Source organism: Marinicrinis lubricantis (genome assembly GCF_042658665.1).
GTDB lineage: Bacteria > Bacillota > Bacilli > Paenibacillales > KCTC-33676 > Marinicrinis > Marinicrinis lubricantis.
Genome location: NZ_JBHSQV010000006.1, coordinates 15,153 through 39,462 on the forward strand (window position 1 = coordinate 15,153; position 24,310 = coordinate 39,462).

Annotated in this window: 25 protein-coding genes; 7 read left to right on the top strand and 18 right to left on the bottom strand. The window is 48.1% G+C overall.

Annotation, left to right across the window (positions count from 1 at the left end; translation table 11 throughout):
* The first annotated feature begins 9 nt into the window (after window positions 1-9).
* Entirely contained in the window at window positions 10-1,062 is a 1,053-nt protein-coding gene (locus ACFPXP_RS01075) for an LCP family protein (protein WP_379891579.1), read from the top strand.
* A gap of 132 nt (window positions 1,063-1,194) precedes the next feature.
* Window positions 1,195-2,511, top strand: coding sequence for a glutamate-1-semialdehyde 2,1-aminomutase (locus ACFPXP_RS01080; protein WP_379891580.1), 1,317 nt, complete (start codon window positions 1,195-1,197; stop codon window positions 2,509-2,511).
* A gap of 54 nt (window positions 2,512-2,565) precedes the next feature.
* On the opposite strand, the gene ACFPXP_RS01085 is transcribed toward ACFPXP_RS01080, so the two are convergent.
* The 5 genes from ACFPXP_RS01085 to ACFPXP_RS01105 are packed head-to-tail and all read right to left on the bottom strand — an operon-like array spanning window position 2,566 to window position 7,298.
* Window positions 2,566-3,513, bottom strand: coding sequence for a 1-phosphofructokinase family hexose kinase (locus ACFPXP_RS01085; RefSeq protein WP_379891582.1), 948 nt, complete (start codon window positions 3,511-3,513; stop codon window positions 2,566-2,568).
* Window positions 3,510-4,376 carry a class II fructose-1,6-bisphosphate aldolase gene (gene fba / locus ACFPXP_RS01090; RefSeq protein WP_379891584.1) on the bottom strand — a complete coding sequence of 289 codons (867 nt, stop codon included), beginning with the start codon at window positions 4,374-4,376 and terminating at the stop codon, window positions 3,510-3,512. The genes ACFPXP_RS01085 and fba overlap by 4 nt, the downstream gene beginning before the upstream one ends.
* A complete protein-coding gene (locus ACFPXP_RS01095) occupies window positions 4,373-5,380 on the bottom strand; it encodes an ROK family protein (RefSeq protein WP_379891586.1) in 1,008 nt (335 codons plus the stop codon). Before ACFPXP_RS01095 ends, fba begins: the two co-directional genes overlap by 4 nt.
* A 15-nt stretch (window positions 5,381-5,395) precedes the next feature.
* Window positions 5,396-6,202: a DeoR/GlpR family DNA-binding transcription regulator gene (locus ACFPXP_RS01100; protein ID WP_379891588.1), complete on the bottom strand. Its 807-nt coding sequence runs from the start codon at window positions 6,200-6,202 to the stop codon at window positions 5,396-5,398.
* Between the two features lie 19 nt (window positions 6,203-6,221).
* A complete protein-coding gene (locus ACFPXP_RS01105; RefSeq protein ID WP_379891590.1) occupies window positions 6,222-7,298 on the bottom strand; it encodes an SIS domain-containing protein in 1,077 nt (358 codons plus the stop codon).
* A gap of 493 nt (window positions 7,299-7,791) precedes the next feature.
* Between ACFPXP_RS01105 and proS the strand changes: the two genes are divergently transcribed.
* Both proS and ACFPXP_RS01115 read left to right on the top strand, forming a co-directional pair.
* A complete protein-coding gene (gene proS / locus ACFPXP_RS01110) occupies window positions 7,792-9,075 on the top strand; it encodes a proline--tRNA ligase (protein ID WP_379891592.1) in 1,284 nt (427 codons plus the stop codon).
* 127 nt (window positions 9,076-9,202) lie between these two features.
* The gene (locus tag ACFPXP_RS01115) at window positions 9,203-9,508 is read left to right on the top strand and encodes an iron-sulfur cluster assembly accessory protein (protein ID WP_379891594.1); all 306 of its coding nucleotides are present in this window, start codon (window positions 9,203-9,205) and stop codon (window positions 9,506-9,508) included.
* Between the two features lie 49 nt (window positions 9,509-9,557).
* Here ACFPXP_RS01115 and ACFPXP_RS01120 read toward each other — a convergent pair whose 3' ends face one another.
* Genes ACFPXP_RS01120 through ACFPXP_RS01130 form a run of 3 tightly spaced genes read right to left on the bottom strand, consistent with a single transcriptional unit; the run spans window position 9,558 to window position 13,450 of the window.
* On the bottom strand, window positions 9,558-10,472 hold the full coding sequence (locus tag ACFPXP_RS01120; RefSeq protein ID WP_379891596.1) for a polyprenyl synthetase family protein: 915 nt from the start codon (window positions 10,470-10,472) through the stop codon (window positions 9,558-9,560).
* Window positions 10,473-10,478: 6 nt separating this feature from the next.
* Window positions 10,479-11,117 (bottom strand): response regulator transcription factor, encoded by a 639-nt coding sequence (locus ACFPXP_RS01125; RefSeq protein ID WP_379891597.1) that lies wholly within the window; start codon window positions 11,115-11,117, stop codon window positions 10,479-10,481.
* Window positions 11,114-13,450, bottom strand: a complete 2,337-nt coding sequence (locus ACFPXP_RS01130) for an ATP-binding protein (protein ID WP_379891599.1) — start codon at window positions 13,448-13,450, stop codon at window positions 11,114-11,116. The genes ACFPXP_RS01125 and ACFPXP_RS01130 overlap by 4 nt, the downstream gene beginning before the upstream one ends.
* Before the next feature lie 30 nt (window positions 13,451-13,480).
* Between ACFPXP_RS01130 and ACFPXP_RS01135 the strand changes: the two genes are divergently transcribed.
* A complete protein-coding gene (locus tag ACFPXP_RS01135; RefSeq protein WP_379891601.1) occupies window positions 13,481-13,693 on the top strand; it encodes a hypothetical protein in 213 nt (70 codons plus the stop codon).
* Window positions 13,694-13,923: 230 nt separating this feature from the next.
* On the top strand, window positions 13,924-14,076 hold the full coding sequence (gene sda, locus ACFPXP_RS01140; protein ID WP_379891603.1) for a sporulation histidine kinase inhibitor Sda: 153 nt from the start codon (window positions 13,924-13,926) through the stop codon (window positions 14,074-14,076).
* A 24-nt stretch (window positions 14,077-14,100) separates the two neighbouring features.
* Here sda and bioB read toward each other — a convergent pair whose 3' ends face one another.
* Together bioB and ACFPXP_RS01150 are read right to left on the bottom strand one after the other, a co-directional pair.
* Window positions 14,101-15,093 (bottom strand): biotin synthase BioB, encoded by a 993-nt coding sequence (gene bioB, locus ACFPXP_RS01145; RefSeq protein ID WP_379891605.1) that lies wholly within the window; start codon window positions 15,091-15,093, stop codon window positions 14,101-14,103.
* A 192-nt stretch (window positions 15,094-15,285) separates the two neighbouring features.
* The gene (locus ACFPXP_RS01150) at window positions 15,286-15,747 is read right to left on the bottom strand and encodes a hypothetical protein (RefSeq protein WP_379891607.1); all 462 of its coding nucleotides are present in this window, start codon (window positions 15,745-15,747) and stop codon (window positions 15,286-15,288) included.
* A gap of 292 nt (window positions 15,748-16,039) precedes the next feature.
* Here ACFPXP_RS01150 and ilvD point away from each other — a divergent pair, with 292 nt between their 5' ends.
* Window positions 16,040-17,713 (top strand): dihydroxy-acid dehydratase, encoded by a 1,674-nt coding sequence (gene ilvD / locus ACFPXP_RS01155; protein ID WP_379891631.1) that lies wholly within the window; start codon window positions 16,040-16,042, stop codon window positions 17,711-17,713.
* Between the two features lie 45 nt (window positions 17,714-17,758).
* On the opposite strand, the gene ACFPXP_RS01160 is transcribed toward ilvD, so the two are convergent.
* The 8 genes from ACFPXP_RS01160 to ACFPXP_RS01195 all read right to left on the bottom strand — a co-directional run bounded on the left by ACFPXP_RS01160 (window position 17,759) and on the right by ACFPXP_RS01195 (window position 24,310).
* Window positions 17,759-18,010 (bottom strand): hypothetical protein, encoded by a 252-nt coding sequence (locus ACFPXP_RS01160; RefSeq protein ID WP_379891609.1) that lies wholly within the window; start codon window positions 18,008-18,010, stop codon window positions 17,759-17,761.
* Between the two features lie 111 nt (window positions 18,011-18,121).
* A complete protein-coding gene (locus ACFPXP_RS01165) occupies window positions 18,122-18,985 on the bottom strand; it encodes an inositol monophosphatase family protein (protein WP_379891611.1) in 864 nt (287 codons plus the stop codon).
* A gap of 224 nt (window positions 18,986-19,209) precedes the next feature.
* Window positions 19,210-20,178: a UV DNA damage repair endonuclease UvsE gene (gene uvsE, locus ACFPXP_RS01170; protein ID WP_379891613.1), complete on the bottom strand. Its 969-nt coding sequence runs from the start codon at window positions 20,176-20,178 to the stop codon at window positions 19,210-19,212.
* An 84-nt stretch (window positions 20,179-20,262) separates the two neighbouring features.
* Window positions 20,263-20,682, bottom strand: coding sequence for a DUF350 domain-containing protein (locus ACFPXP_RS01175; protein WP_379891615.1), 420 nt, complete (start codon window positions 20,680-20,682; stop codon window positions 20,263-20,265).
* Between the two features lie 237 nt (window positions 20,683-20,919).
* Entirely contained in the window at window positions 20,920-21,606 is a 687-nt protein-coding gene (locus tag ACFPXP_RS01180; protein WP_379891617.1) for a PspA/IM30 family protein, read from the bottom strand.
* 12 nt (window positions 21,607-21,618) lie between these two features.
* The gene (locus ACFPXP_RS01185) at window positions 21,619-23,148 is read right to left on the bottom strand and encodes a flotillin family protein (RefSeq protein WP_379891619.1); all 1,530 of its coding nucleotides are present in this window, start codon (window positions 23,146-23,148) and stop codon (window positions 21,619-21,621) included.
* A 32-nt stretch (window positions 23,149-23,180) separates the two neighbouring features.
* The gene (locus ACFPXP_RS01190; RefSeq protein WP_379891621.1) at window positions 23,181-23,723 is read right to left on the bottom strand and encodes a protease; all 543 of its coding nucleotides are present in this window, start codon (window positions 23,721-23,723) and stop codon (window positions 23,181-23,183) included.
* A 263-nt stretch (window positions 23,724-23,986) separates the two neighbouring features.
* The gene (locus tag ACFPXP_RS01195) at window positions 23,987-24,310 is read right to left on the bottom strand and encodes a hypothetical protein (protein WP_379891623.1); all 324 of its coding nucleotides are present in this window, start codon (window positions 24,308-24,310) and stop codon (window positions 23,987-23,989) included.

Consider the following 24,310-nt stretch of genomic DNA (forward strand, 5'->3'; position numbering starts at 1 on the left):
GGGGAAACAATGAGAAGAATTAAATGGAAATGGGTCGCCCTCATCGTCCTGCTTTTAATTGTGGGCACGGCCTCTTATTATGCTTACGGCATTTATAAATTTGGTCAAGAAATCAGCAAGGATCCTGAAGAGTCTCGGTTCAAAGATTATTATAAGGAAGACGAGCCCAGACCATATGAACCCCCTGCATGGGAAGGGGACGAAAGACTGAACATCCTGCTGCTGGGCGGAGACTCCCGCGGGGTGAATGAAGGAACAGCCCCTCGTTCGGATACGATGCTGGTCGCTTCCGTCGATCCCGTCACGAAGAAAGCTCACCTGTTCTCCATTCTTCGCGACTCCTGGGTCGACATTCCAGATCATGGCATGGATCGAATCAATTCCGCCTTGTCGATCGGCGGTCCGGATCTCGCCATGAAGACGGTCAGCGATTATCTCGGCATTCCAATTCAATATTACGTCTTCGTCGATTTCGTTGGATTCCAGGCACTCGTCGATGCGATCGGCGGTATTGATTACTACGTTGAAAAGGACATGTATTACAGCAGCCGGGCGGATGGGCCGGAATATACGATTGATCTGAAAGAGGGCTTCCAGCACTTAGATGGAAAAGAAGCGCTGCAGTATGTACGTTTCCGTTACGATGCGATGAGCGACTATTCCCGTACGGAACGCCAGCGCGCTTTCCTCAAAGCCGTTGTCGCCAAAGTGCAGTCCACCTCGAATCTGATCAAGCTGCCATCGATCTTAGAGGATATTGCGCCATATATTGAAACGAATATTTCGATGAACAAAATGCTGCGCATGGGAACCTTGGCCTTCCAAGTAGACACGAGTGAGGTCGGCAGTGTGCAGATCCCTCCGTTTGAACTGCTGCAGGAAACTAATGTCGGAGGCGCCAGCGTACTCGGCTCGGATCCAGAGCAAGTACAGCAATACGTTCAGGAGACGTTTACGAAGGAGCCGGAGGCGGAAACAACCGAAGGAACAGATGGCACGACAGGCACAGATGGAACGGATTCACCGGAAACCACGAATGAGAGCGGCAGCGCTCAGCCATAGCACCGATCACCCTAAACGATTATTTTGGCGGACTCGGACATGTGATCTTTCTATTCGATCATATGCCCGAGTCCTTTACGTTAAAATCACTGCCTACTGCGTCAAAATATACAAGCCAAAGGAGTAGATCTTATGAAGCGAGAACAATCGGAACAGCTTTACAAGCAAGCCCTGGAACATATCGTCGGCGGGGTCAACAGCCCCTCTCGTTCGTTCAAAGCGGTGGGCGGAGGCGCACCGGTATTTATGAACAAAGCGAAGGGCGCTTATTTCTGGGACGTAGACGGCAACCAGTACATCGACTATTTGGCGGCGTACGGCCCGATCATTACGGGTCATGCCCACCCTCATATTACGAAGGCGATTCAAACCGCTGCGGAAAATGGCACACTGTACGGTACGCCGACTGAACTAGAAATCACGCTGGCAAAAATGCTGAAGCAGGCCATTCCATCGATGGACAAGGTTCGTTTCGTCAATTCCGGAACAGAAGCAGTGATGACGACGATTCGTGTGGCCAGAGCTTACACCGGACGGACTAAAATCATTAAGTTCGCAGGATGCTATCACGGCCATTCAGATTTGGTGCTGGTCGCCGCAGGGTCCGGTCCTTCCACTTTAGGCATTCCAGACAGCGCGGGTATTCCAAATACAATTGCCCAGGAAGTCATCACGGTGCCTTTTAATGACATCAATGCATTGAAGCAGGCACTGGAGCGCTGGGGCGAAGAGACGGCAGCGGTAATGATTGAACCGATTGTCGGCAATTTCGGCATGGTCATGCCCCGCGAAGGATATTTGGAGCAACTATGTCAGCTGACGCGACAGTACGGCGCCCTTGTCATTTATGACGAAGTGATCAGCGCATTTCGCTTCCACTATGGCGGCGCTCAGACGTATGGCGCTTTTCCTAGTGCAGAAGCCATCGAGCCGGATTTGACGGCGATGGGCAAAATTATCGGCGGCGGCCTGCCGATTGGCGCATACGGTGGCCGCAAGCACATAATGGAGCAGGTCGCCCCGCTCGGGCCGGCGTATCAAGCCGGTACAATGGCGGGCAACCCTGCATCGATTTCGGCGGGCATCGCCTGCCTTGAGGTGCTTAAGCAGCCTGGCACGTATGAGCATCTCGATCGGCTCGGGGCTATGCTCGAAGCCGGTATCGAAGCGGCCTCGAAGCTGGCCGGCATTCCGATGACTGTGAACCGAATTTGCGGCGCGCTGTCGACGCATTTCTGCGATCATCCAGTCACGAATTATGAAGAAGCGAAGGATACGGACGGAGAACAGTTCGCGCAGTTTTTTCGCCTGATGCTGAATCAGGGCATCAATCTCGCGCCGTCCAAGTTCGAGGCTTGGTTCCTGACGACAGAGCACACCGTGCAGGACGTGGAGCGCACTATCCATGCTGCGGAAGCATCGCTGAAGGAAATAGCGCGCAGAAGCTAGCAATAGAAAGGCCGTCCCAAGTCATGTTGGGACGGCCTTTCTATTGTCTATGGCTCAGCCAATTTTTGTCAGCCGAATTTGCGGCAGCAGCCGCTCTACATCATGCATGCGAACGTCGCCCGCATACGGCGTTAGGCTGTTCGCGCTGCCTGCCGCCGCCGCATATTTGAAGCATTCCTCCGCCGACCAACTGCGAGTGATGCCGAAGGCAAAGCCTCCAGTGAATGCATCGCCGCAGCCCACCGTATTCATCGTCTGAAGCGGAGGAATCTCTAGGCGATACAGCCTGCTGTTCCAGCCGATCAGCGCGCCTTGTCCTCCCAGTGTGACGGCGACATGCCGGACGCCCTGGCGAAGCCACGTCCCGACAATATCCTCTAGCGGGATTTCCTCCCCATTCGTGCCCGTCTGAAACAGCTTGACCTCATCCTCATTCGGTTTGACGAAGGTTGGCGCAGCGTCCAAGCCGTTCCGCAGCCCTTCACCGCTCGTATCCAGCAGCACTTTCGCCCCATGAGCTCCGGCGATCTGGATCAGGTCGCGGTATACGATCTGCGGCAACCCCGGTGGAATACTGCCGGATAACACAATCACCCCCGCCGTCTCCGCATAGCCTCTGATTTTGTCTTGTAGTCTTTCCAGTGCCGATACGGAAATTTCCGGACCCGGCTCCAGCAGTTCTGTGGAGCTGCCATCCTGCTCATCCATAATGTTCAAGCAAAGCCTCGATTCCCCCGGTACCTGCACGTAATCGACTTCAATTCCGTCCGCATTCAAATCCGCTTCCAAAAATTGTCCATTCCATCCAGCCGAAAATCCGGTGGCGATCACCTGCTCGTGCCCCAGCCTGCGGAGCACCCTTGCGACATTGTTTCCCTTGCCGCCGGCGATCGCTTTCATGTTCTGTACCCGCATGACCGTACCCTTCACATGTTTAGGCACATAATACGTTCTGTCTACCGCTGCATTCAGTGTTACCGTCACTATCGTTTTGCGCTTCATCCGATATCCCTCGCTTTTCCTATACAACCGCACAGCTCCATTTTCGCCAAAGCGATCGACTTCACCGCCTGTTTGGCCGGAACCATATATTTACGCGGATCATTCTCCTCCGGCTTTGCCGTAAACACGTCCTTGATCGCATCGGAAAATGCGATACGCAGCTCCGTCGCCACGTTCATCTTGGCCATCCCCAATGCAACCGACCGCTTCACCTGGGCGGCCGGAATGCCGGAACCGCCGTGTAGCACCAATGGGACCGCCGTTTTCTCCCGAATCGCGCGAATCCGATCAAAATCGATATTCGGTTCCCCTTTATAGATGCCGTGTGCCGTCCCGATGGCCGGAGCTAAGCTGTGCACACCCGTACGCTCCACGAAGACGGCGCATTCCTCCGGATCGGCCAGCAGCGCATCTCGTTCATCGACGATGATATCATCCTCTACACCGCCGACCTTTCCCAGCTCCGCCTCAACGTTGATGCCGCAGGCATTGGCCACTTCCACAACTTTACGGGTTATCCTCACATTATCCTCGAAAGGGTAAGCGGATGCATCTATCATAACTGAAGTATAGCCTGCTCGTATACAATTCATGATCATCGCAAAATCGGAGCAATGATCCAAATGCAGCGCCATCGGAATTTTCGTATGCTTGGAGGCCGCATGGACAGAAGCACAGATATAATCAGCCCCTAAATGCTTTACCGTCCCTACAGTCGTTTGAATAATGAGCGGCGCTTCCGCTTCTTCAGCCGCTTCGACAACGGCTTGCAGCATTTCCAATGTATGCACATTAAAGGCAGCCACCGCATATCCGTTCCTGCTCGCTGCCCTAAGCATCGGTGTAGATGAGACCAATGTCATCGCCTTTCCCCCGTTCTCCTATAATCAGATGGACTCGTTTCGTAAGCTTTCATTCGCATCGCAGCGCCAATGATTCCCGCATCGTCGTTCCACTTCGCCACGACGATTTCCAATTGCTCGGCATATTGCGGCAGAACACTAGCCAAGAGTTCTTTTCGAAGCGGCGCGAGCAGCCGCTCTCCTGCCAAAGCGCCCCCGCCGCCGATGATGATCCGGTCCGGATTCATCATCATGACACCATATGCGAGCGCTCGGCCAAGGGCTGCTCCCGCCTCTTCCATCACTCGAATGGATAGCGTATCTCCCCTGTCATATGCATTCGAAAGATCAGCTGCGGTCAACTCCTGCAGCCTGCTGCCATTAAAGCGTTCGAAGAGCAGGCTTGGTTCGCCCTGCTGCAGTGCTTTCCTCGCCTGCCTCACCATCCCTCCGGCCGAGCTGATTGTCTCCAAACATCCTATTCGGCCGCAGGCGCATAATTCATTCACACCGTCCATTCGAAAATGCCCGATTTCACCAGCCATATGCTGTGCACCGTAATACAGCTGACCATCCTGAACATATGCCGCCGCAATGCCGGTTCCTATCGTTACGCCGAGCACATGACGGCTTCCAATGCCTGCACCATACAGCGCCTCTCCGTACACATACATGCGTACATCATTATCTATAACAACTGGAAGGTGAAGCTTCTTCTCCATGACGTCCCTCACAGCTAGATCCAGCCATCCCAAATTGCTGGAGTACTGCGAATATCCGGTGCCGGGATCAACTAGACCTGGAACACCGATGCCCAATCCGGCAATGCGCGGGCTGCCGGCATCCCAGCCGCTGTAAGATGCCTCCAATTCACGAACCATGTCTACGATGCGATCCAACACCGCCGCTGATCCTTCCCCCGCATTCGTCGGCACTTTGACCTTGGCCAGCACTTGTCCGAGTTCACTCACGAGCCCGCAAACCATATTCGTCCCGCCGATATCCACTCCTGCGTAGACTTTCATCAGAAATGCGCCTCCTTATTTGAAGCTTGCCCCCTGTTTCTCTGCAATGTGAACCTGAAGTCCAATCTGCTGCAGCATAGACAGCGTATCCGCCGGAGGTACGGCATTGGAGATGCAGCCGTGCAATGCGCTGAGCGGTGCAATATGAAAAAGCGAGCTGCGGAGCCACTTTGAATGATCGAAGACAGCAATCGTTCGCTCCGACCTGGACATCATGAGCTTGGCGATACTTGCATCGAACTCGGAATGTGTGCTGATCCCCTGTTCTGCCGATACGCCGTCAACGCCCATAAATAACGTATGGATGTTTAAAACCTCCAGCGTACGTTCGGCAAGCGGACCGCTCAGCTCGTAGTTTTTGTTGCGCAGCATTCCCCCGGTCAACACCACCTGTAGATCGTCCATATCCGCCAGCTCCATCGCGATATTCACCGCATTGGTCACTATGGTAACATGCTTTTTTCTTTTCAGTGCCTTGGCGATCAGGTAGGTCGTGGTCCCTCCCGTTAATCCTATGACATCGCCCTCCTTGACGAATGACACTGCCACGTCTGCGATCGCTTCCTTTTCCTCTAGCAGCAGCTGCTCCTTCTCGCGAAATGGAACCTCATACATCGCTGCCTTCGCCACATATTTGGCACCCCCGCCTAAGGTTCGTATAATGCCGCCGTTCTCCTCCAACGCTTCGAGGTCACGTCTGGCCGTAGCCTCCGAGCATTGAAATTGTTCTGTTAATTGCTGCAGCGAGATGCTCCCATGCTCCTTCAAATATTGGTATATTGCCTGTCTCCGTTCCCCTTTGGATACATTCCTTTCTGTCATGCTGCATCGCTCCCTGCTGCTATATTTTTACGACCTGTGTTAAATGACGTGGATAATCTGGATTCAGCTTTTTGCTGAGCGCCGTATAATATCCCAAATACTGCAGGACGGGCAAGTAGAGAACCGCCCTCGCCTCATCTTCTACATCGGGACTTCGCAAATCAAATACTTGATCGGCAAACGCCGTATCTTCTCCCGGCTCCGCACAAATGATGACCGTATAAGCCCCGTATCCCTTCATTTCTTCCGCCACTTTTAATTCGTATGACCGAGCTTGTTGAGATAACAGTAAACATACAAAGGTTCCGGGTTCGACAATCGATTTTGGACCGTGCCTGAATTCCAATGTCCCGAAGCTTTCCGTCCACACGCAGGACATTTCTTTGATTTTCAAGCTGGCTTCCAGGCTGAGTCCTTGATAGGCCCCCATGCCTAAATACATATATTTCGAAAAGGTCATGTGATTGACAATTTGCTTGGCAAACGCATCAGCCCCGTTTACAACATCCCCGCTGCGCTGCATGCACTGCTGCAGTCCCTCCATCACTCCGGCTTGCGCTCTGCCTGAACCTTGAGCTGACGCATAGGCGATCGCACCCTGCATCATAAACGTCATACTGCTGAATGATTTCGTCATCACGGTGCTTTCTTCCCTGCCAAGCGGAGATACGAGACATGGCGCCAGCTTCGCCATCCGGCTGTCCTCACAGCAGGTAATCCCGCACAACGTCCATGAAGGGTCATTCTGAACCGCTTCCATGGCTAAAATCACTTCCGTGGATTCACCAGACCTTGATACGCCGACCAGCAGCATGTTCCCACCGCTTCCAACCGCTTGCTCTCGAAACAAAAATATTTCCGAGGATGGGTGTGCGCTTGCCCTTCTACCCATCCATTTCCGATACGATGAAGCCATCGTTAATGCCTGATAATAAGAAGAACCCGAGCCGATAAACACCACTTCATCAAATTCCTCGTTCCCGATGTAGCGCCTGATCCAATCCTGCTGGTTTTCCAGCTCCCGCCATGCAGCAGATAGTGCTTCCGATTGTCCTGCAATCTCGGAATATGTTAATTTGCCTGCAGTCTGTGTCATATTCTCCTCTCCTTCTCATCCAATGGATATTTCCGCAAAACATGATGTGTTAATGAAATTATATTTCTACATTATGAAAAATACAATCAATTTCTGATTAAATTTTTCAGAATAATCTCTCGTTCATTTCAACATACATCCCCATTCGATGTACTTTTTCACATCGAGCTCTTGACGGGCACCTTCCTGCGTTATACATTATATAGAAATTTATGTCATGACCAAATAGCGATGACCAAGGAATTGATGTTCAAATCCGGCCGCGGCAGAGAGGAAACCCAAGGGCTGCAAGGTTTCCCGGCACGTTTGTTCGTTTCCCGCCTTGTGAGCTGTGACGGCTATTGTTCTCCGTCGTCACCGGGAAAAACCCGTTATCCATCAGAGAAGCATCAAATCACGGTGCTTAAATTAGGGTGGTACCACGACGCATTCGTCCCTGACGAGTGCGTCTTTTTTTATCCAAACTTACTTAGTCTAAGGAGGAATTGTACGTATGCGTCAACACCATTATCTATTTCCTACACTGCGCAAAGCACCGTCCGACGCGGAAGCGGTCAGTCACCAGCTCCTGCTGCGTGCCGGCTTGGTCCGGCCATTAGCAGCGGGCATATACACGTATTTGCCGCTCGGACTACGGGTATTGAAGAAAGTTTCCTCTATCATACAGGACGAGATGGAGCAAATCGGCTTCTCCGAGCTGCTCATGCCAGCGATGCAGCCCGCGGAGCTCTGGAAAACATCGGGACGTTACGAGGTGTACGGCCCGGAGCTTATTCGTTTCCATGACCGCCATGCCAGGGAATTCGCTCTCGGTCCGACCCATGAGGAAGTCATTACTTCTCTCATCGGTGAAAACATCGCTTCCTATCGCGACCTTCCCCTAAAGCTGTTCCAAATCCAGACCAAATTTCGGGATGAGCAAAGACCCCGCTTTGGCCTGTTGAGGGGCAGGGAATTTATGATGAAGGACGCATATTCCTTTGAAGGCAGTTGGGCACAATTAGATCGTACATACCTAGAGGTTTATGAAGCTTATCTCCGTATATTTGAACGCTGCGGTTTGCACGTTCTAGCTGTAGAAGCCGATGCAGGAGCTATTGGAGGAGAAGGAGAAACGCACGAGTTTATCGCACCCGCAGCGATTGGCGAAGACACGGTTGCGATTTGCAGCCAGTGCGGCTTTGCATCAAATCTTGAAGTCATGCAGCCAAGCCGCGAGAACCAAACGGACGATTCGCCAAGCTGTCCTCACTGCTCCGGCAATCTGCAGCTATCGCGAGGGATTGAACTCGGTCACGTATTCAAGCTGGGCACGAAATACAGTTCATCGCTGAACGCTTCATGCCTCGGCCCGGACGGCAAATGGCAGCCCGTTATCATGGGCTGCTACGGTATTGGAGTATCGCGTATATTATCTGCCGTTATTGAGCAGCATCATGATGCGGAGGGCATCGTGTGGCCAAGCTCTTTGGCTCCATTTCAAGTTCATCTCATCCCTGTCTCTATGCAAGACTCCCAACAAATGAATGCTGCCGAAACATTATATAGACAGCTGTGTGATGCCGGCATTGAGACGCTGCTTGACGATCGCGAGGAACGTCCAGGTGTCAAGTTCAAGGATTCAGATCTGATCGGCATCCCAGTTAGAATCGTGATTGGGAAACAGGCGGGGGAAGGCTTCGTCGAATGGAAAGATCGGGATCGGAATATCGCCGTTTCGACGAGCTTGGAATCTGCCTTCGTTCAAGCCGTTGAACGTTTTGCATCAAGGCGATAAATTACACTGCACGTGTGAAATGTTTGACAAAAGACTGTCCTAAGCTCGATAATTAAGACATGCTTATAGATTCCAAGTTTTTGGAAAAAATAGATATCCTAGAACACCCGCGAGGAGACAAGACGGTATGAAATGTAAAATCAATCGTAACGCTGCAAAGAAGCTCAAGGAAATATTGAACGAAGAAGAATCGCAAGGCAAAATGATCCGTGTCGTCAAGACGCATCAGCACGGAGACCATGCTCATTACGCGCTGGAGCTGGATGTGCCGGGAGAACATGATGAAGTGGTTCATACGGACAAAGATATTGATATTATACTGGATCAGCGTGAGAAGGAATGGCTTGATGGCATATGGATCCAATATTTCTATGTTCCGGAGGAAGGCTTTGTCATCACAAATCCAGCCAAAGGCAACCATGGAGATCATTAAGCACTGAGAGAGCCGTCCTCACCGGACGGCTCTTCCTATTTCCCGTATTTTACGGCTTCACGATCCGCTCCCAAAATCGCTGCTTCCGCTCCGCATCCACGTCCAGCTCGTCCAATAGACGTCTTGCCCGATTACGATACATCCGTACGATGACCTGGCAGGCTTCCACCGCGCCGGAGGCTTCCTTCTCATCGTCCCACCTCGCTTTGCTGGCCGCAAGCTCATCCCAAGATAAGGTACCGTCAAAATAACTTCGAGTCAGCCGATTTTCCTCATCGGAAAGCATCATCAGGATCGGCAATGTTTTCTTCTTCATCCGCATATCGCTCTTTTCCTCCCAGCGCTGCAGATCATTTAAGTCATTATAAATTTGAGCCGTCATGCCCAAATTTTCAGCCAACTCATCCATCATCTTCATCTGCTTTTCACTGACCTGGGTCCACACATAACCCATGTAGCATGCCAAACGAAGCAGTACCGCGGATTTGCTGTAAGCGATTTCGACATATTGCTGTTCGGTTTGAATGTCACCTTGCAGATCTCGGAACTGTCCATCCAGCGCTTGGAGGACATACTTGTTCAATTTCCGGATGACAGCTCCATTTTTCCCATGCTCGCGATCCAATCTCCCAATTTCGTTCATCGCGCCGAATACAAGCGACATCATCGCATTAAGCGCAAGTCCTTTGGGGCACGTCATCCATGGCGCTTCCTCATGATCTTCGTCCTGCAAATCATCCAGAATATCCTGAGCCAGCATCAGCAGTTCTAGCGCAGCCGCCGCGTCGATAATCATATCGTCTGCTCCACCAAACAAACGGTAGGTTTCGATCACACATTCCGACCATTTCGAGTGGTGCCAATCTTTCGAGCTTAAGAACAGCCTCAGTAAATCACGGTATTCCTCGGATTCAGCTGATCGCTCAATCGTTTGCTGCATCGATTCCAATATACGTACCTGCAACTTGATCTACCTTTCCTTGTAATATGGGCTTTGCACGAACTTTTGAATGGCTTGCGGTTTGGTCTTCACATCCAGCTTGGCATAAATTCTGCGCAAATAATTGTCTACGGAGCGTTTGCTGACATGAATTTCTTCCGCAATTTGTTCATGTGTAAAGCCTTCGATCAGACGGTTCATAATGATTATTTCGTCCTCGGACAATACAAACTCCGCTTCTCCCTGCTGCTCGGTCAAACGCATTTTATGATACAGCATCAACGGCACAAGCGTATGCCCATTCAAGATCGACTGTACACCAATGCGGATCGTTTCTTCGCTAGCATCTTTGGACAGCACACCTGAGACTCCAATGCTGACCAATTGATTGTAAATTTCCGCAACTTCAACGCCTGTAAAAATAACAATATGGATGTCAGGATACTTTTTCTTAATCTTCTCCGCTAACCTGCTGCCGTATTGATCCGGTAAATAATAATCCAAAAATATGATATCCGGTTTATATTGTTCTACCATTTCCAAACATTTCGTCCCATTCTCTGCGATGCCTATCACCTTGACTCGATCGATGCGGTCTAAGGTCGCGCTCGTTGCCTGCGCCATCAACGGGTGGTCGTCTACGACCAACAGCTTGATTTCCTGGTTCATGCAGATAATCCTTTCTGTAATGGAACTGTAATGACACATTGGACGCCTTGTCCCGGACTCGTCTCAATCTCCATCTGACCTTTTAAATACAAAATACGGCTGCGCAGCTGCTCGAGTCCCATGCCAGAATCTCCGATATCGCGATTGGAGCGATTTTCACCTGCAAGAAAGCCTACGCCATCATCCACATATTCCAGCTGCAGCCCTTCTTCTGTTGCGGATAAATAAATGCGAACCTGCTTGGCATAGGAATGCTTTTTCGCATTATTAATCAATTCCTGTACCGCGCGAAAAAGATGCCGCTTCGTCTCGATCCCATGCAGCTCGATCCACGGCTTACCGTAATATTCATAACCGATCTCGAACGCGGATACGATTCGCTCCCGATCCACCACTTTTCGAATCGTCTCCGCAAGTCCGATTTCCTCCAGCAGATGAGGGTGAAGCTCAAAGCAGCTTTGGCGCAAATTGGTGTTGATAATATCGATATATTCCAATAAATTATCCGCCAGCTTGGCGTCCTCCAGCGTCAAGGTCACCCTGCTTAATAATGCGGATAGCTTTTGCTTCAGAAAAAATAAATCCTGCATCGTTGTATCATGGAGATCCGTTGCAATACGTACTCTCTCCTCCTCCTGAAGCTCAAACATCAGCTTGCGAAACCAATTCAGTTCACTCGCGCTTCGTTCATCAGGGGCTTGAGCCGCCAGCTGCTGCAGCCGAATCGTCAGTTTTCGGATCAAGTGAAGGTTCTCCAGACTGACAGCCAAATAGGAGATCAGCATATTCAACCATTCTCTTTCTTCTTTGCCCAGAACTGCATGAGATCTTTTTTTCGTAAAAATCAAATAGGAGGTATATTGCTCATTGCGATTGATTTCCAGACAAGTGTAGTTGCTGCTCGTTGTCGTTCCCTTCAAGATCAAGGATTTAGCCTCGTCCTCATCAATATCGCCCTCCACTATCCATTCAAAGGTATCCTTTGCATGAAATACGATAGCTCCGCCAAATACCTCCAGTGTATTTACAATGTCAAGCAGGACCATATCTTTCAATTCGCGGAAGTTATTAATTTTGCTTAAATCACGGGCTATTTTTTTTATGGAATTTTGAAGAACATACTTTCTAGGAAACATAATCGCTTCAAATCGAGTCGTTACATATTCTAGTGAATACAGTACGAACGTGATCATACATACGGAGATGAAAAATAAAAGGATTGCCCGATTCAAAGGATCATCTCCGGGGAAAAGAACCGTTACCGTCAAAACAATGACAAGGCTGGGAAAAATACTAATCGTTGTCGTCAGTAAGAGCCTGCGTGTGATGAGTCCGATATCGTATAATTGATTTTTCGCGATCAAATAGACGAGAGACAAAGGGAAAAGCAGGGTGAACCATCCCATAACAAAGGAATTTGCCGCTTCTTCGCCCCAAATAATTCTAGGAATAAAAGCAAAAAGGGCAATCGGTGCACAGGAAATGAAAATGGAGAACCACAGCGTTTTCGTAATCACGCCCAGCAGTTCATTATATTTGGTCTGCTTCCACGACACGTAGCCTAAAAATAGAAGAGATATGAGAAATAGAATGAGTGTAATGACGATCGTAACCTTGGTAAAAAATAAGTATAAAGGATACGTGTATTTCCCCTCGCATATAAACGAGATGAAAATCGGAACAGCCACCGCTGCAACGATCATATACAGCCATTTGACATATTTCACACCGGGGAAATCATAGCCCTTCTCTGAAAAAATCCGAATCAAAAAATGAATGAATAGAATCGGAAAGAGCATCAAGCCTGTAAACAATATCGCCTTTCCCAACCCGCTTCCACGCGCCGAAGCACCGAGACTCATAAAGATGGCAGCCATATTGATAAACACAAAAGATAGAATCTGAGCCGAAGAAGTATTGACCTTATTATAAATGTAGACTGCAAAAATCAGCATGAGCACGGAAAACAGACTGTACACATAATGAAAGTCGATCCAAAAATAACGTCTGCTTGCATGGAGAGTCAGCGGTTCGCCATCTCTATTGACTACGATTTCCTCAAAAGTCGAAATAGATCTCCAACTTTCCATTGTTTTCATCTCTTCCGGCCTTTTCCCGTCAATCTCTAAAATGAGATCTCCCTCTCGCACCCCTGATTCGATCGTTGGATTGGAAGACTCAACGTTTCGTACTTCCCAACCTTCCTTCGTCTTGTCCACGTCAATTCCCATCGGGACAAAGGCAAATGTCAGCAGTAAGAAATATCCGAGAGCCAACGAAAATAAAAACAAGACCGTGTAAAAAAATTTGGACTTTAAAGGAAAAATACCCATTTTTTCCCCCAAATTATGATATAATATTTTATGGATTTACATCAAATCCAAAATTTTTCAGTGAAAGGTGGAAAAACGATGCAATCTGTTATTTGGAGCTCCAATCTGCTGGACACCGCAAAATCTATGAAAAAAAGCATGTCTATTCAATTCAAAGAAGGTTCCCTTAAGGCAGAAGAGAGAGAAATTCTGATGAACCTGAACAAAAAGAAAGAAGAACGGCAAGGTACTTATTGGGACTAACCCTTTATTCTCAATTTTACCAATTATATGAAAGATTGTATATTAGGCTGCTGTCCTAATATACAATCTTTTTTTCATTTATTTCATCTAAATGCAAATAAGTTTAGCGAAAGATGCAATATAATTGCACTCCGGTAATCTACTTTATTCGGTATGATAATAGAGTGAGAAGGTTTGTTTCATGAATATTCGATATTCATCTTATAGAAAAGAAAGGGAGCTGTACTGTAATGAAAGACTTGTCTGATCTGCACCTCATCGAAAGCTATATCGATGCCATCGAAATGAAGTTAGAGGAGGAATTTATTCAACTGCTGTACGAGGAAATTAAAAGCAGAAATCTGCATCTGGAACCATTTCTCCTGGAGCCTTTAACTTATTAATATACCGATATCGGCAGCTGCCGCTCAAGAAGAGGCCACCTCAATTTCAAAGCCCAAATCTTCGATCATCTGATGATCGGCGAAAGCTGCCTGACCCTCTGTCGTTAAATAATCTCCTACAAACATCGCATCCGCCGCATACAGTCCCATCGCCTGCATGGACCTGAGGTTTATCTCTCTTCCTCCAGAAATGCGAATTTCTTTCGTAGGATGGATGAACCTCATCATGGCTAATACCTTCAAACATTTCCGAGGATCTAATTCCTTCAGGTCCTGAAGCGGGGTTCCGGGAATCGAATGCAAAAAGTTCACTGGAATTGAATCTGCATCCAACGCCTTTAAAGCAAATGCTGCCTCAACAAGCTGCTCGTCACTTTCTCCCATGCCCACAATACATCCTGAACAAGGAGACATACCTGACGCCTTAGCTCTTTCTACCGTTTGCACTCGATCATTAAACGTATGAGTGCTTGTAATTTTGCCAAAATGAGATTCACTCGTATTCAAGTTATGATTATAGCGATCCACTCCCGCTTCCTTCAATAACTCCGCCTGATCCTGCGATAAAACACCTAAACAAGCGCATACTTTTATCGGCATCGTCGCTTTAATTTCTTCAACGGCTTCAATCACTTGAGCCAAATCTCTCCGGTTCGGTCCTCTTCCACTGGCTACAATGCAATATGTGCTTGCTTTACGCTCCATCGCTCTTCTTGCACCGTCAATTAATTCTTCCTTTTCCATGAGTGAGTATTTATCAATAGGCGCCTCGGAAACGATAGACTGAGCGCAATATCCGCAGTCCTCGGGACACCAGCCGCTTTTCGCATTGATGATATAATTCAGCTTCACTCTATTCCCAAAATAAGCGCTTCGAATTCGATACGCAGCGTTCATGATCGCCAGCAGCTCCTCATCCTTCGCTTGCAAAATGGACAGCGCCTCTTCCTTCTGAACATCTTTTCCCTGCAGCACCTGAACCGCAAGTTCGTCCCAATTGCTCTGAATACTTATCATATTACGTCCTCCTAAAAATAACATGCTCTCATCTGTGTCTTGTTCTCTTTTATTTTAGTCCTGGTAAAACCTTACTTTAGTTCAAGAAAAATGATAGCGATTGCTGAATTGATTGTCAACCAGATATTAATATAATAGGTTGACAATCAATTCAGCTCATGAGAAAAACCCGGTACCATTACCGGGTTATCATTACTGCAAATGATTCGTTTCACGATAATTCTGCCGTATCATTCTTTTTCTCAGCAGGTTCCCTATAAACATTCCTACAAAAAACAATCCTAATCCCAACCATACCGGCCCGAGCCAAACGCGGGAATACATGACTCCAACCGTTCCAAAATAAGCACCGAAGGCGCAAGGGAGCACGGCATATTTCGTTGTTCCGCCACCGGCATCTTTGTATGCATCCCAAATAGAAAATATATAAAAGCATGGGTAGAACATCAGCCAATCATAATTCGCCAGCTGAATGGCATGGCCTATCTGACCCAAAAAACTGTACAAGATCACCTCATTTAGATTCGATTGCAAATTAATAATGACCTCGACTACAGTAAAGAACAGTCCCTTAATATACTTGCCGTTCAACAATTGGCCAAAGCCCGGCAATGCGACTCCCCAACATATTCGCTCTAATTGCTCACTGGTCATGACATGTCCTTTCAACGCATTAATTCATGTTCACATAATTACCATCCGCGTCGTTATTTCGTATATGCTACAATGGGTTAAGCTTATTATCCCCTAATCATTTGGAAGTATAACGAAATAAATTGATGTATTTTCATTAATTTACATTTTATTGAAGTCGTGATTGTTATCTTTTTGCAAGATTTTATGCGGTAATCTGGCGTCGCAGGGGACAAATGTGGTAGTCTATAAGAATAAGAGTATTCGTATTAATCCAAGAGTAATGGAGGTAAATCCCATGCCATCAGGTAAAATGAGATCTGACATGATTAAAAAGGGGTTTGACCGGGCTCCCCACCGCAGCTTGCTTCGGGCAGCCGGAGTCAAAGAAGAGGATTTCGACAAACCGTTTATCGCGGTGTGCAACTCCTATATTGATATTGTACCCGGTCATGTGCATTTGCAGGAATTCGGAAAATTAGTCAAAGAAGCGATCCGCGAAGCTGGCGGTGTACCTTTTGAATTCAATACCATCGGCGTAGACGACGGAATTGCGATGGGCCATATCGGTATGCGCTATTCCCTTCCAAGCCGTGAGATTATCGCCGACTCTCTTGAGACCGTTGTATCCGCTCACTGGTTTGACGGCATGGTCTGCATCCCCAACTGCGATAAAATCACACCTGGAATGATGATGGGTGCATTAAGGGTGAATATTCCTACCGTATTCGTCAGCGGCGGTCCGATGAAAGCAGGTAAGGACAGTACCGGCCGTTCCATCTCCCTTTCTTCTGTATTCGAAGGGGTAGGTGCTTATCAGGCAGGGAAAATCGACGATAAAGGTCTATTGGAATTAGAACAATACGGCTGCCCTACGTGCGGCTCCTGTTCCGGTATGTTTACAGCTAATTCTATGAACTGTCTGGCAGAAGCACTTGGTCTTGCGCTTCCAGGCAACGGTACTATTCTGGCCGTCGCACCGGAACGTAGAGAATTCGTTAAAGAATCGGCTCGTCAATTGATGAAGCTGATCGAAATGGATCTCAAGCCTAGAGATATCGTCACTCCAGAAGCGATCGACAACGCCTTTGCGCTCGATATGGCTATGGGCGGTTCAACCAATACCGTACTTCATACATTGGCTCTTGCACATGAAGCCGGAATCGATTATCCGATTTCCCGTATTAATGAAGTCGCACAGAGAGTACCTCATATTGCGAAAATTGCTCCCGCATCCGATTGGCATATCGAAGATGTTCATAATGCGGGCGGTGTCAGCGCCGTTCTGAACGAGCTGCTTAAAAAAGAAGGAGCTATTCACGCTGAACAGATTACTGTTACTGGCAAAACACTTCGCGAAAATGTCAAGGATCATCCGATCGTCAATACGGATGTTATTCATACAATAGACAATCCTCACAGCGAAAGAGGCGGATTGGCTGTTCTGTTCGGAAACTTGGCACCCGACGGTGCTATCGTTAAAGTCGGTGCTGTAGATCCATCCGTCGGCGGATACCATAAGGGACCGGCAATTTGCTTTGATTCTCAAGAAGAGGCGCTGCACGGCATTGCAAACGGCAAAGTAAAAGAAGGACATGTTGTCGTCATCCGTTACGAAGGTCCTAAAGGCGGTCCGGGAATGCCAGAAATGCTTGCACCTACTTCTCAAATCGTAGGAATGGGGCTGGGTGCGAAGGTCGGCCTGATTACAGATGGCCGTTTCTCCGGTGCTTCCCGAGGCATCAGCATCGGACATATTTCTCCTGAAGCGGCTGAAGGCGGACCGATCGCCTTCGTAGAAGATGGAGACGAAATTGAACTTGATTTGAACAATCGCAAGATTAATGTTCTGATCAGCGATGAAGAAATGGAACAGCGCAAAGCCAATTGGAAAGGCTTCGAGCCTAAAGTGAAAACAGGATACTTGGCTAGGTATTCCAAGCTAGTTACATCCGCCAGCACAGGCGGTGTCATGAAAATCGATTAATGGTATGCGGGATGGCGACTTGTTCGCCATCCTTTTCTTTTTCTCCTAGGGTTGGGGTGTATGCTCCTCATCCGAGGCTTCCCGTTTCATATAGCGGTCATACCGATCATCGATTTCTTTCGCCATGCCTCGAAAACGCTTCGTCTCCTCTACAATGGGGTCGAATGCGGCTTGTGTTCTTGTTTCATATTTCGTAGGCAATTGACGGATCGCTGCCCTTTTCGGGTCATTCCGTTCCATCTCACCTTCCGTCAAAGCCCGAGAAAGCTGCTCCTCCAGCTTTTGATCCTCTTTCATGCCCCACACTCCTTTTTTCCATCTAACAGATGCTACTATTTTGTCTACTTGCAGTCCAAGTCATCCACGCTTCAAAAAATCATTTTCTATACTTAAAAGTAAAAAGGATGCTCATCCTTGAGCATCCGCTTGTTTAATCACTTCTAATAATGATGAATGTACTATTCCGTTCGATGCTAATGTGTGACGCGTCGAAAGACGATAAGGGTTGCCAAGCGTATCGGTTACTTTGCCGCCAGCCTCTTGAATAAGAATCGCCCCAGCAGCCGTATCCCAGGCGTTCAGGCCTAATTCATAAAAACCGCTTAACCGTCCGGCAGCAACGTACGCCATGTGGAGAGCGGCCGATCCGCTCGTCCGGATATTTCTCACCTGTGGTGCAAGTGCCTGCAATCCGCGCATGTTCGGCGGAAGTGTCTTTTGCTGGTCGACAGGAAAGCCGCTCGCAATTAAGCATTGAGCTAATTCCGACTCCCTGCTCACTTTCATTTTGTTGCCATGGACATAGGCGCCTTTCCCCTTTTCCGCAACAAACAATTCATCTCTCGAAGGATCATACACCACGCCGACGATGATTTCACCCTTATGAGCGAGTGCAATCGAAACGGAGAAAAACGGGAAGCCATGAACGAAATTCGTCGTACCATCCACTGGATCCACGACCCATACATACTCTGCCTCACTTGCTCTGGCAATCGCTTCTTGCTTTTCTTCCTCCGTCTGGCCTACACTCTCTTCGCCCAAAAACGTATGATGCGGGAAATGAGTTGAAATGAGATTTCGGATCATCTTTTCAGATCCTTTATCAACCTCCGTCACTAGATCCTGAGCGGAAGTTTTCAATGACAACTGTCCATAGCTGCCTAATTTACTTTTAATCCATTCTCCGGCCTTTGCCGCTGTATTAATAGCTACTGCTGTAAAGCTTTTTCCTGTCACAACGGCGGGATTTGAATTCTCTTTTTGACTCGCCATAATTATCATCCCTTTGCTCTTCCAAGCTTTTCTATTTCTATTTACGAACCGCACAGCTTAAAGTTTCGAACCGAATGCGTAAATCAGCCGGGAATGATTGAAACAAAGGTATACCCGATCAGCCTTATACGCAAAGATTCAACGATCAGCAGACGCAGCATCATTCTTATTGTACACGAAAAAGGACGTACTGGGTCATCCGATTGCATTTTTTTACACATGAATTATTCCAGTTCAATCGTTGCCTGATCCCGTTTTTTGATTCGTGAATCGAGCTTAGGAAGATCCTCCATGAGTTGAAACAAGGCACCGTCTTTCCTCTTCGCCTCAATCATGACATCAAGCCGATCTGTATGCTTCGAAATCGAAATCAAAAAATCCCGTACAAAACCGGCATCGACATCGTCTGCATGACCTCTTGGGTCGGACTCGCTCTTTGGACTGGATACATGTATTTTGGGAGGAAGCTGTGGATTATCTGCCCACGTTTGCAGCACCCTTGGCCATAAATCGATCGCTCGTTCTCCTTCATTGTTCACCCACTGATGATGAATGTCCAATACCATCGGGACTTGCAGCGCTTCGCAGGCTTTCAGCGTTTCCAATGCGTTAAAGGTTTTATCGTCATTTTCGAGCGTAATGCGGCGCCGTATCGACTCATCCAATTCAGAAAACTGACGAATAAAACGCTCCAGGCTTTTGGGCTTGTCTCCGTATGCGCCGCCAATATGAATATTGCATTTTGCTTCTTCCCCAAGTCCCATCGTATCAAGCATTTTGACATGGATGTGCAGGTCCCGAATAGAGGCTTTTAGTATTTCCGGGCGCGGGGTGCTGAGTACGGTAAAATGGTCCGGATGAAAGCTCACCCTCATCCCATGTGCCTTCACATAATCGCCAATCTCACGAAAGAACGGCTCCAGGATCGGAAACGGATCCCAGCCTGACAGCCATTCATGACTAATGAGCGGGATGAGCTTGGAAGAAAAGCGGTACACATGAATATCATGGGCCTGATTATGTTTAAGCAGCCTTAATGTATTCTGCAGGTTCTCGGCTGCGATTCTTTGCAGCTTTCGAATAGCGGCTTCCCGATCTGTGATTTTTTGAAAAGTGGTCGCGGTCATCGTCTTAGAGGGTGAGCAATTCGGAACGACGACCGACATAGCAACATATCCGAAACGAACAATCACAGCGTGAGACCTCCCTATCATCTGCTATATTCATGATTAGGGTTCCCTGCGGGAAAGCTTTGCATCCTAGATCAGGGCGCTTTCTTATCCGATGCTGGCTCCAATGACATAGGACAGGCCGACAGATATACTGAGCGAGATCAGTCCTACAGCTGCATTGCCTCGCTCCAGCTCACGATCGATATTCATCTGGAAGGTTAGAAATTCAAAAATAAAATAAGAGATGAGCAGCAGTAAAAAGCCGGTTCCTCCCCAGATGGCGCTCTCCCAAAGCGTATCATTCGCTTCGATAGAGAATCTGAAGACGTTGGCGATCCCAAATATTTTCCCTCCGGTTGCCATGGCTACTGCGACATTTCCGTTTTTGATTTGCTGCCAATTGCTGTACCTCGTCACACATTCAAACAGGAACAAGCAGACAACCAATGAAATGACGGCAAGCAGAAAATGGGTAAGCACATTTGCAGAAATAGAGTTACTAATCCAGTTTGGATCCAAGCTCATGCAGCCTCCTCTCCCTTATGAAGAACACGACTTGGCGCCGCCCTAATTCAGATTCTTCAATCTTGTCATCATGATAAATCGCGGCGGGCAAAAAAATTAAAGCATGAAGAAAAAATGGGCAGTCCATTGCCCATCTTTTCTGTCAAAACTTTAGTTATTTTTTCACCTTTATTCATTCACTGACTCAAGTGATCTCATTATGTTTACGTACAGAATCAGCTTGAAGTTTCCTTTTTTTTATTCGGCAGGTGAATCGTCCTTGCTCTGTTTCAGCTTGGCTTTTAATGCGGCGAGCTCATCCTCTATCCCATCATCGTCCAAAGCAGCAAGCTCGGCATCTAAGGAACGGCTTCGGCTTCCGAGTTCTTTCCCCGCTTCGGCCTCGGCCTCAAGCTGCATCACCTTTTCGTTCATTCGTTCAAAGCCTTTTATTGAGGTATCCTTGCCAAGACCGACCATCGTTTCGTTCACTTTTTTCTGTGCTTTGGCTGTTTCCGCCCTTGCGATCAGCACGGTTTTGCGGCTTTTCATCTTTTCAAATTCCTGCTTCATCTCACGCAGCTGTCCCCGGAGCATATCGGCATTTTCTTTCGCGCTTTCGTACAGTCCTTTAAATTCATCCGCCTTCTGCTGGTGCTCCTTCTTATCCTTTAGAGCCTTGCGAGCCAGCTCCTCATTGCCGCTCTCGAGAGCTTTGACAGCTTGAGACTGCCGCTTCTCTGCCATTTCCTCGGCTTCTTCATATTGATGCCTAAACTTCTTCTCTACCGCAATCTGCTTCGCAACAGCGACTTCTGCATCTGCAATATCGTCTTCCATATCTCTTAAATATTGGTTCAGCAGCTTCACTGGATCTTCAGCCTTATCAATCAAGTCATGAATCGCCGCAGCGGAAATATCGCGTATTCTTTTGAAAATCCCCATCCCTGCTCCTCCTTACATTCTCGAATTTGGCTGATTCGTTCCTATCGAATCTTGCAATATCGCTGTGCTAACCGTCTCGGCTGGCTCAGACGTTCCCTTCTTATGAATTAACTGCTTCATCATTTGTTTAATGTCAATCCCAGAAACATCATTCAGCATTTCAGGTGCTGTCGCCATGAGCTGTGTTACATAATTGCTGACGCGGGCAGCCCCTTCACCATTCCCCGTATCTACGACGGTCAGCTTGTCGATGCCTTTTAACGGTTCGGCGATTTTACCTGCCAGCTCAGGCAGCATCTTCACAATGATGTCGAGAACAGCGGCCTCGCCAAACTTCTGGAACGCTTCTGCGAGCTTTTCTTTCGCTTCCGCCTCCGCTAAACCTTGCAGTCGTATGACCTCAGCTTCAGCGCTACCTCTTGCTTTCTCCGCTTCGGCTATCGCATTACCCTCCAGCCTTTTTTGCTCAGCCATTGCTTTGGCTTCCGCTTCGATTTTGTACTGCAGCGCATCAGCTTCCTTAATTCTCTTCAGTTTTTCCGCTTCAGCGGCCTGCTCGACAGCATAACGATCCGCATCTGCCTTCTTCTTCACTTCCGCATCATACTGCTTCTCTCTGCGCTGTATTTCCTTCTCCTCGATGTCGATTTCACGTTCCTTACGAACGATCTCAACCTTCATCTGCTCTTCCACAACCTGCTGCTTGGAACGCGCCTCCTGAATATGATAAGCCTGATCGGCTTCGGCCTTGGCAGCATCCTGGTCCCTTTTGAATGCCGCTACCTTCAGCTCCTTCTCCTTCGTCGCCTCCGCGATATTCGTATCTCTCAGCAGCTCCGCCTTCATCCCTTCTTCCTCCGCGCGAGCCTTCTGAATTCTTGAATCCCGAATGGCATCAGCTTCAGCAATTTCGGCATCTCGTTTCACGGCTGCAATACGAGGCTTACCTAAAGCGTCCAGATAACCGTGCTTATCGCGCACATCTTTGATGGTGAAAGATACGATCTGCAGGCCCATCTTCTTCAAATCCTTGGCCGCTACCCCCTGCACCTCCTGAGCGAATTTATCGCGATTACGGTATATTTCTTCTACGGTCATGGAACCAAGGATCGCTCTTAGATGTCCTTCCAATACTTCCTGCGCTTCGGATTCCAACGCTTCTCTCGGTTTACCCATAAACTGCTCTGCAGCGGTCGCAATATCCTCGACCACACCGCCGATCTTAATGATCGCTACTCCATCCGTCATCACGGGAACCCCTTGCTCCGTATATACTTCCGGTGTAGATACATCCAGCTTAAGGGAGAGTAGAGAAATGAACTCCGCTTTTTGAAAAATAGGAAATATGAAGGAACCGCCGCCGCGAATAATTTTTATGCTTCGTCCGTTCTCGTCCGTAATGACATTTTTGCTGCCAAGCAGCGAGCCCGTGACGATCATCGCTTCATCCGGCCCGACCGTCTTATACCTCGCCCAGAACGCCACACCCAACAATACAATAACCCCTAAGACAATGAGGGGAATCAACATCACTTGATCCATTTGCATCCTCCCATATATGTTTATTTTTCATTTCATACCTCTTCCCACTTGGAAACGTACGCCACCTTATCCTTCACATCAATCACTAACACCTTGTTTCCTGCACTAATTTCAACTCCATCAAAGCTGGCTGCGATTTCGTGATACGTACCAATTCCTGATTTCATCGTAATTTCTCCATATCCGTCTGCGGGAATCGGGATATTCACTTCGGCAATTTTACCAACTAGATCCTGCATCGAAATCGCGGTGGAATTTTCAGCATCCGACATCGGTTTCACATAGAAAAAATACAAAGCGATGGAAATCAGCGTTGCCAAAAACAAGGCGCATACGAACGTGTAGAAGGGGCCGATCGACGTATAGTTTTCGAGCATGATGCCCGCACCGCCGAGAGCTGTGAGACCCCCGACAATGGTAATGGGCTGGAGGAAGTCCATCCCTTCCGCGGATAGAAATTCAAACATGCCATCCAACAAGCCGCCGATAATATCGCCGGCAAGAACCGTGATTAAGACAAATAGGATGCCAAATATAAAACAGATCCAGTACAATGCCAACATTTTCTCACCCACCCAGGCCCCCTTCTCCATTTTCTTCCGCCGGCGGAACATGAATGCATTTTCATTAGATAATACGTCAGAATTTGGGATAAAGTTTCAATATTTCTCAATTATGATAAATATCGTAGTTCCATGCCCTTTATGCTTGCGGCCGTGCGCCAACAACTGACATGCTTCGGGACATCCTAGATTCGTATAAAACCAAATAAAAACCCCTTAGCGCAGATGATATGTCCGTTCATATCCGCTAGGGGGCTTCTTATTTCAAGCTTGTTTTATTTTTCGCCATGCTCTCCAAAAAACATTTCGTACGCAAGCGCCGTTTGTACTTTGGCTTCTTCTTCGGTAAGCCGGCGGATCAAGTCCATTTCTACCTTCGTGACTTCTTCGCCTTGGAAATTAATTTCAGCGATGGATGCTGTAATTTTCACAATTGCGATCGCTTGGTTGTCCGGCGTATAGGCAATCGCTTTTTGTCCAGCGGGATACACCCTGAATCCACTTTTGATCATCGCTGTCTTGCCGTACTCAAGAAGGTCGTATAGCTCCTGTTCATTCTTAAATTTGCAGGCTGAATTAAATTCGGTTTGAAATCCCAT

Bases quoted from the DNA above. Each gene is read 5' to 3' on its own strand.
- ACFPXP_RS01085 (WP_379891582.1), bottom strand. From the start codon at position 3,513: ATGAAGCGCAAAACGATAGTGACGGTAACACTGAATGCAGCGGTAGAC.
- ACFPXP_RS01105 (WP_379891590.1), bottom strand. From the start codon at position 7,298: ATGACACAGACTGCAGGCAAATTAACATATTCCGAGATTGCAGGACAA.
- ACFPXP_RS01095 (WP_379891586.1), bottom strand. From the start codon at position 5,380: ATGAAAGTCTACGCAGGAGTGGATATCGGCGGGACGAATATGGTTTGC.
- ACFPXP_RS01165 (WP_379891611.1), bottom strand. From the start codon at position 18,985: ATGGCGAGTCAAAAAGAGAATTCAAATCCCGCCGTTGTGACAGGAAAA.
- ACFPXP_RS01080 (WP_379891580.1), top strand. From the start codon at position 1,195: ATGAAGCGAGAACAATCGGAACAGCTTTACAAGCAAGCCCTGGAACAT.
- ilvD (WP_379891631.1), top strand. From the start codon at position 16,040: ATGAGATCTGACATGATTAAAAAGGGGTTTGACCGGGCTCCCCACCGC.
- ACFPXP_RS01185 (WP_379891619.1), bottom strand. From the start codon at position 23,148: ATGGATCAAGTGATGTTGATTCCCCTCATTGTCTTAGGGGTTATTGTA.
- sda (WP_379891603.1), top strand. From the start codon at position 13,924: ATGAAAGACTTGTCTGATCTGCACCTCATCGAAAGCTATATCGATGCC.
- ACFPXP_RS01100 (WP_379891588.1), bottom strand. From the start codon at position 6,202: ATGACAGAAAGGAATGTATCCAAAGGGGAACGGAGACAGGCAATATAC.
- ACFPXP_RS01175 (WP_379891615.1), bottom strand. From the start codon at position 20,682: ATGAGCTTGGATCCAAACTGGATTAGTAACTCTATTTCTGCAAATGTG.
- ACFPXP_RS01075 (WP_379891579.1), top strand. From the start codon at position 10: ATGAGAAGAATTAAATGGAAATGGGTCGCCCTCATCGTCCTGCTTTTA.
- ACFPXP_RS01135 (WP_379891601.1), top strand. From the start codon at position 13,481: ATGGATTTACATCAAATCCAAAATTTTTCAGTGAAAGGTGGAAAAACG.
- ACFPXP_RS01160 (WP_379891609.1), bottom strand. From the start codon at position 18,010: ATGAAAGAGGATCAAAAGCTGGAGGAGCAGCTTTCTCGGGCTTTGACG.
- ACFPXP_RS01130 (WP_379891599.1), bottom strand. From the start codon at position 13,450: ATGGGTATTTTTCCTTTAAAGTCCAAATTTTTTTACACGGTCTTGTTT.
- ACFPXP_RS01125 (WP_379891597.1), bottom strand. From the start codon at position 11,117: ATGAACCAGGAAATCAAGCTGTTGGTCGTAGACGACCACCCGTTGATG.
- proS (WP_379891592.1), top strand. From the start codon at position 7,792: ATGCGTCAACACCATTATCTATTTCCTACACTGCGCAAAGCACCGTCC.
- bioB (WP_379891605.1), bottom strand. From the start codon at position 15,093: ATGATAAGTATTCAGAGCAATTGGGACGAACTTGCGGTTCAGGTGCTG.
- ACFPXP_RS01150 (WP_379891607.1), bottom strand. From the start codon at position 15,747: ATGACCAGTGAGCAATTAGAGCGAATATGTTGGGGAGTCGCATTGCCG.
- ACFPXP_RS01115 (WP_379891594.1), top strand. From the start codon at position 9,203: ATGAAATGTAAAATCAATCGTAACGCTGCAAAGAAGCTCAAGGAAATA.
- fba (WP_379891584.1), bottom strand. From the start codon at position 4,376: ATGACATTGGTCTCATCTACACCGATGCTTAGGGCAGCGAGCAGGAAC.
- ACFPXP_RS01195 (WP_379891623.1), bottom strand. From the start codon at position 24,310: ATGGGATTTCAAACCGAATTTAATTCAGCCTGCAAATTTAAGAATGAA.
- ACFPXP_RS01180 (WP_379891617.1), bottom strand. From the start codon at position 21,606: ATGGGGATTTTCAAAAGAATACGCGATATTTCCGCTGCGGCGATTCAT.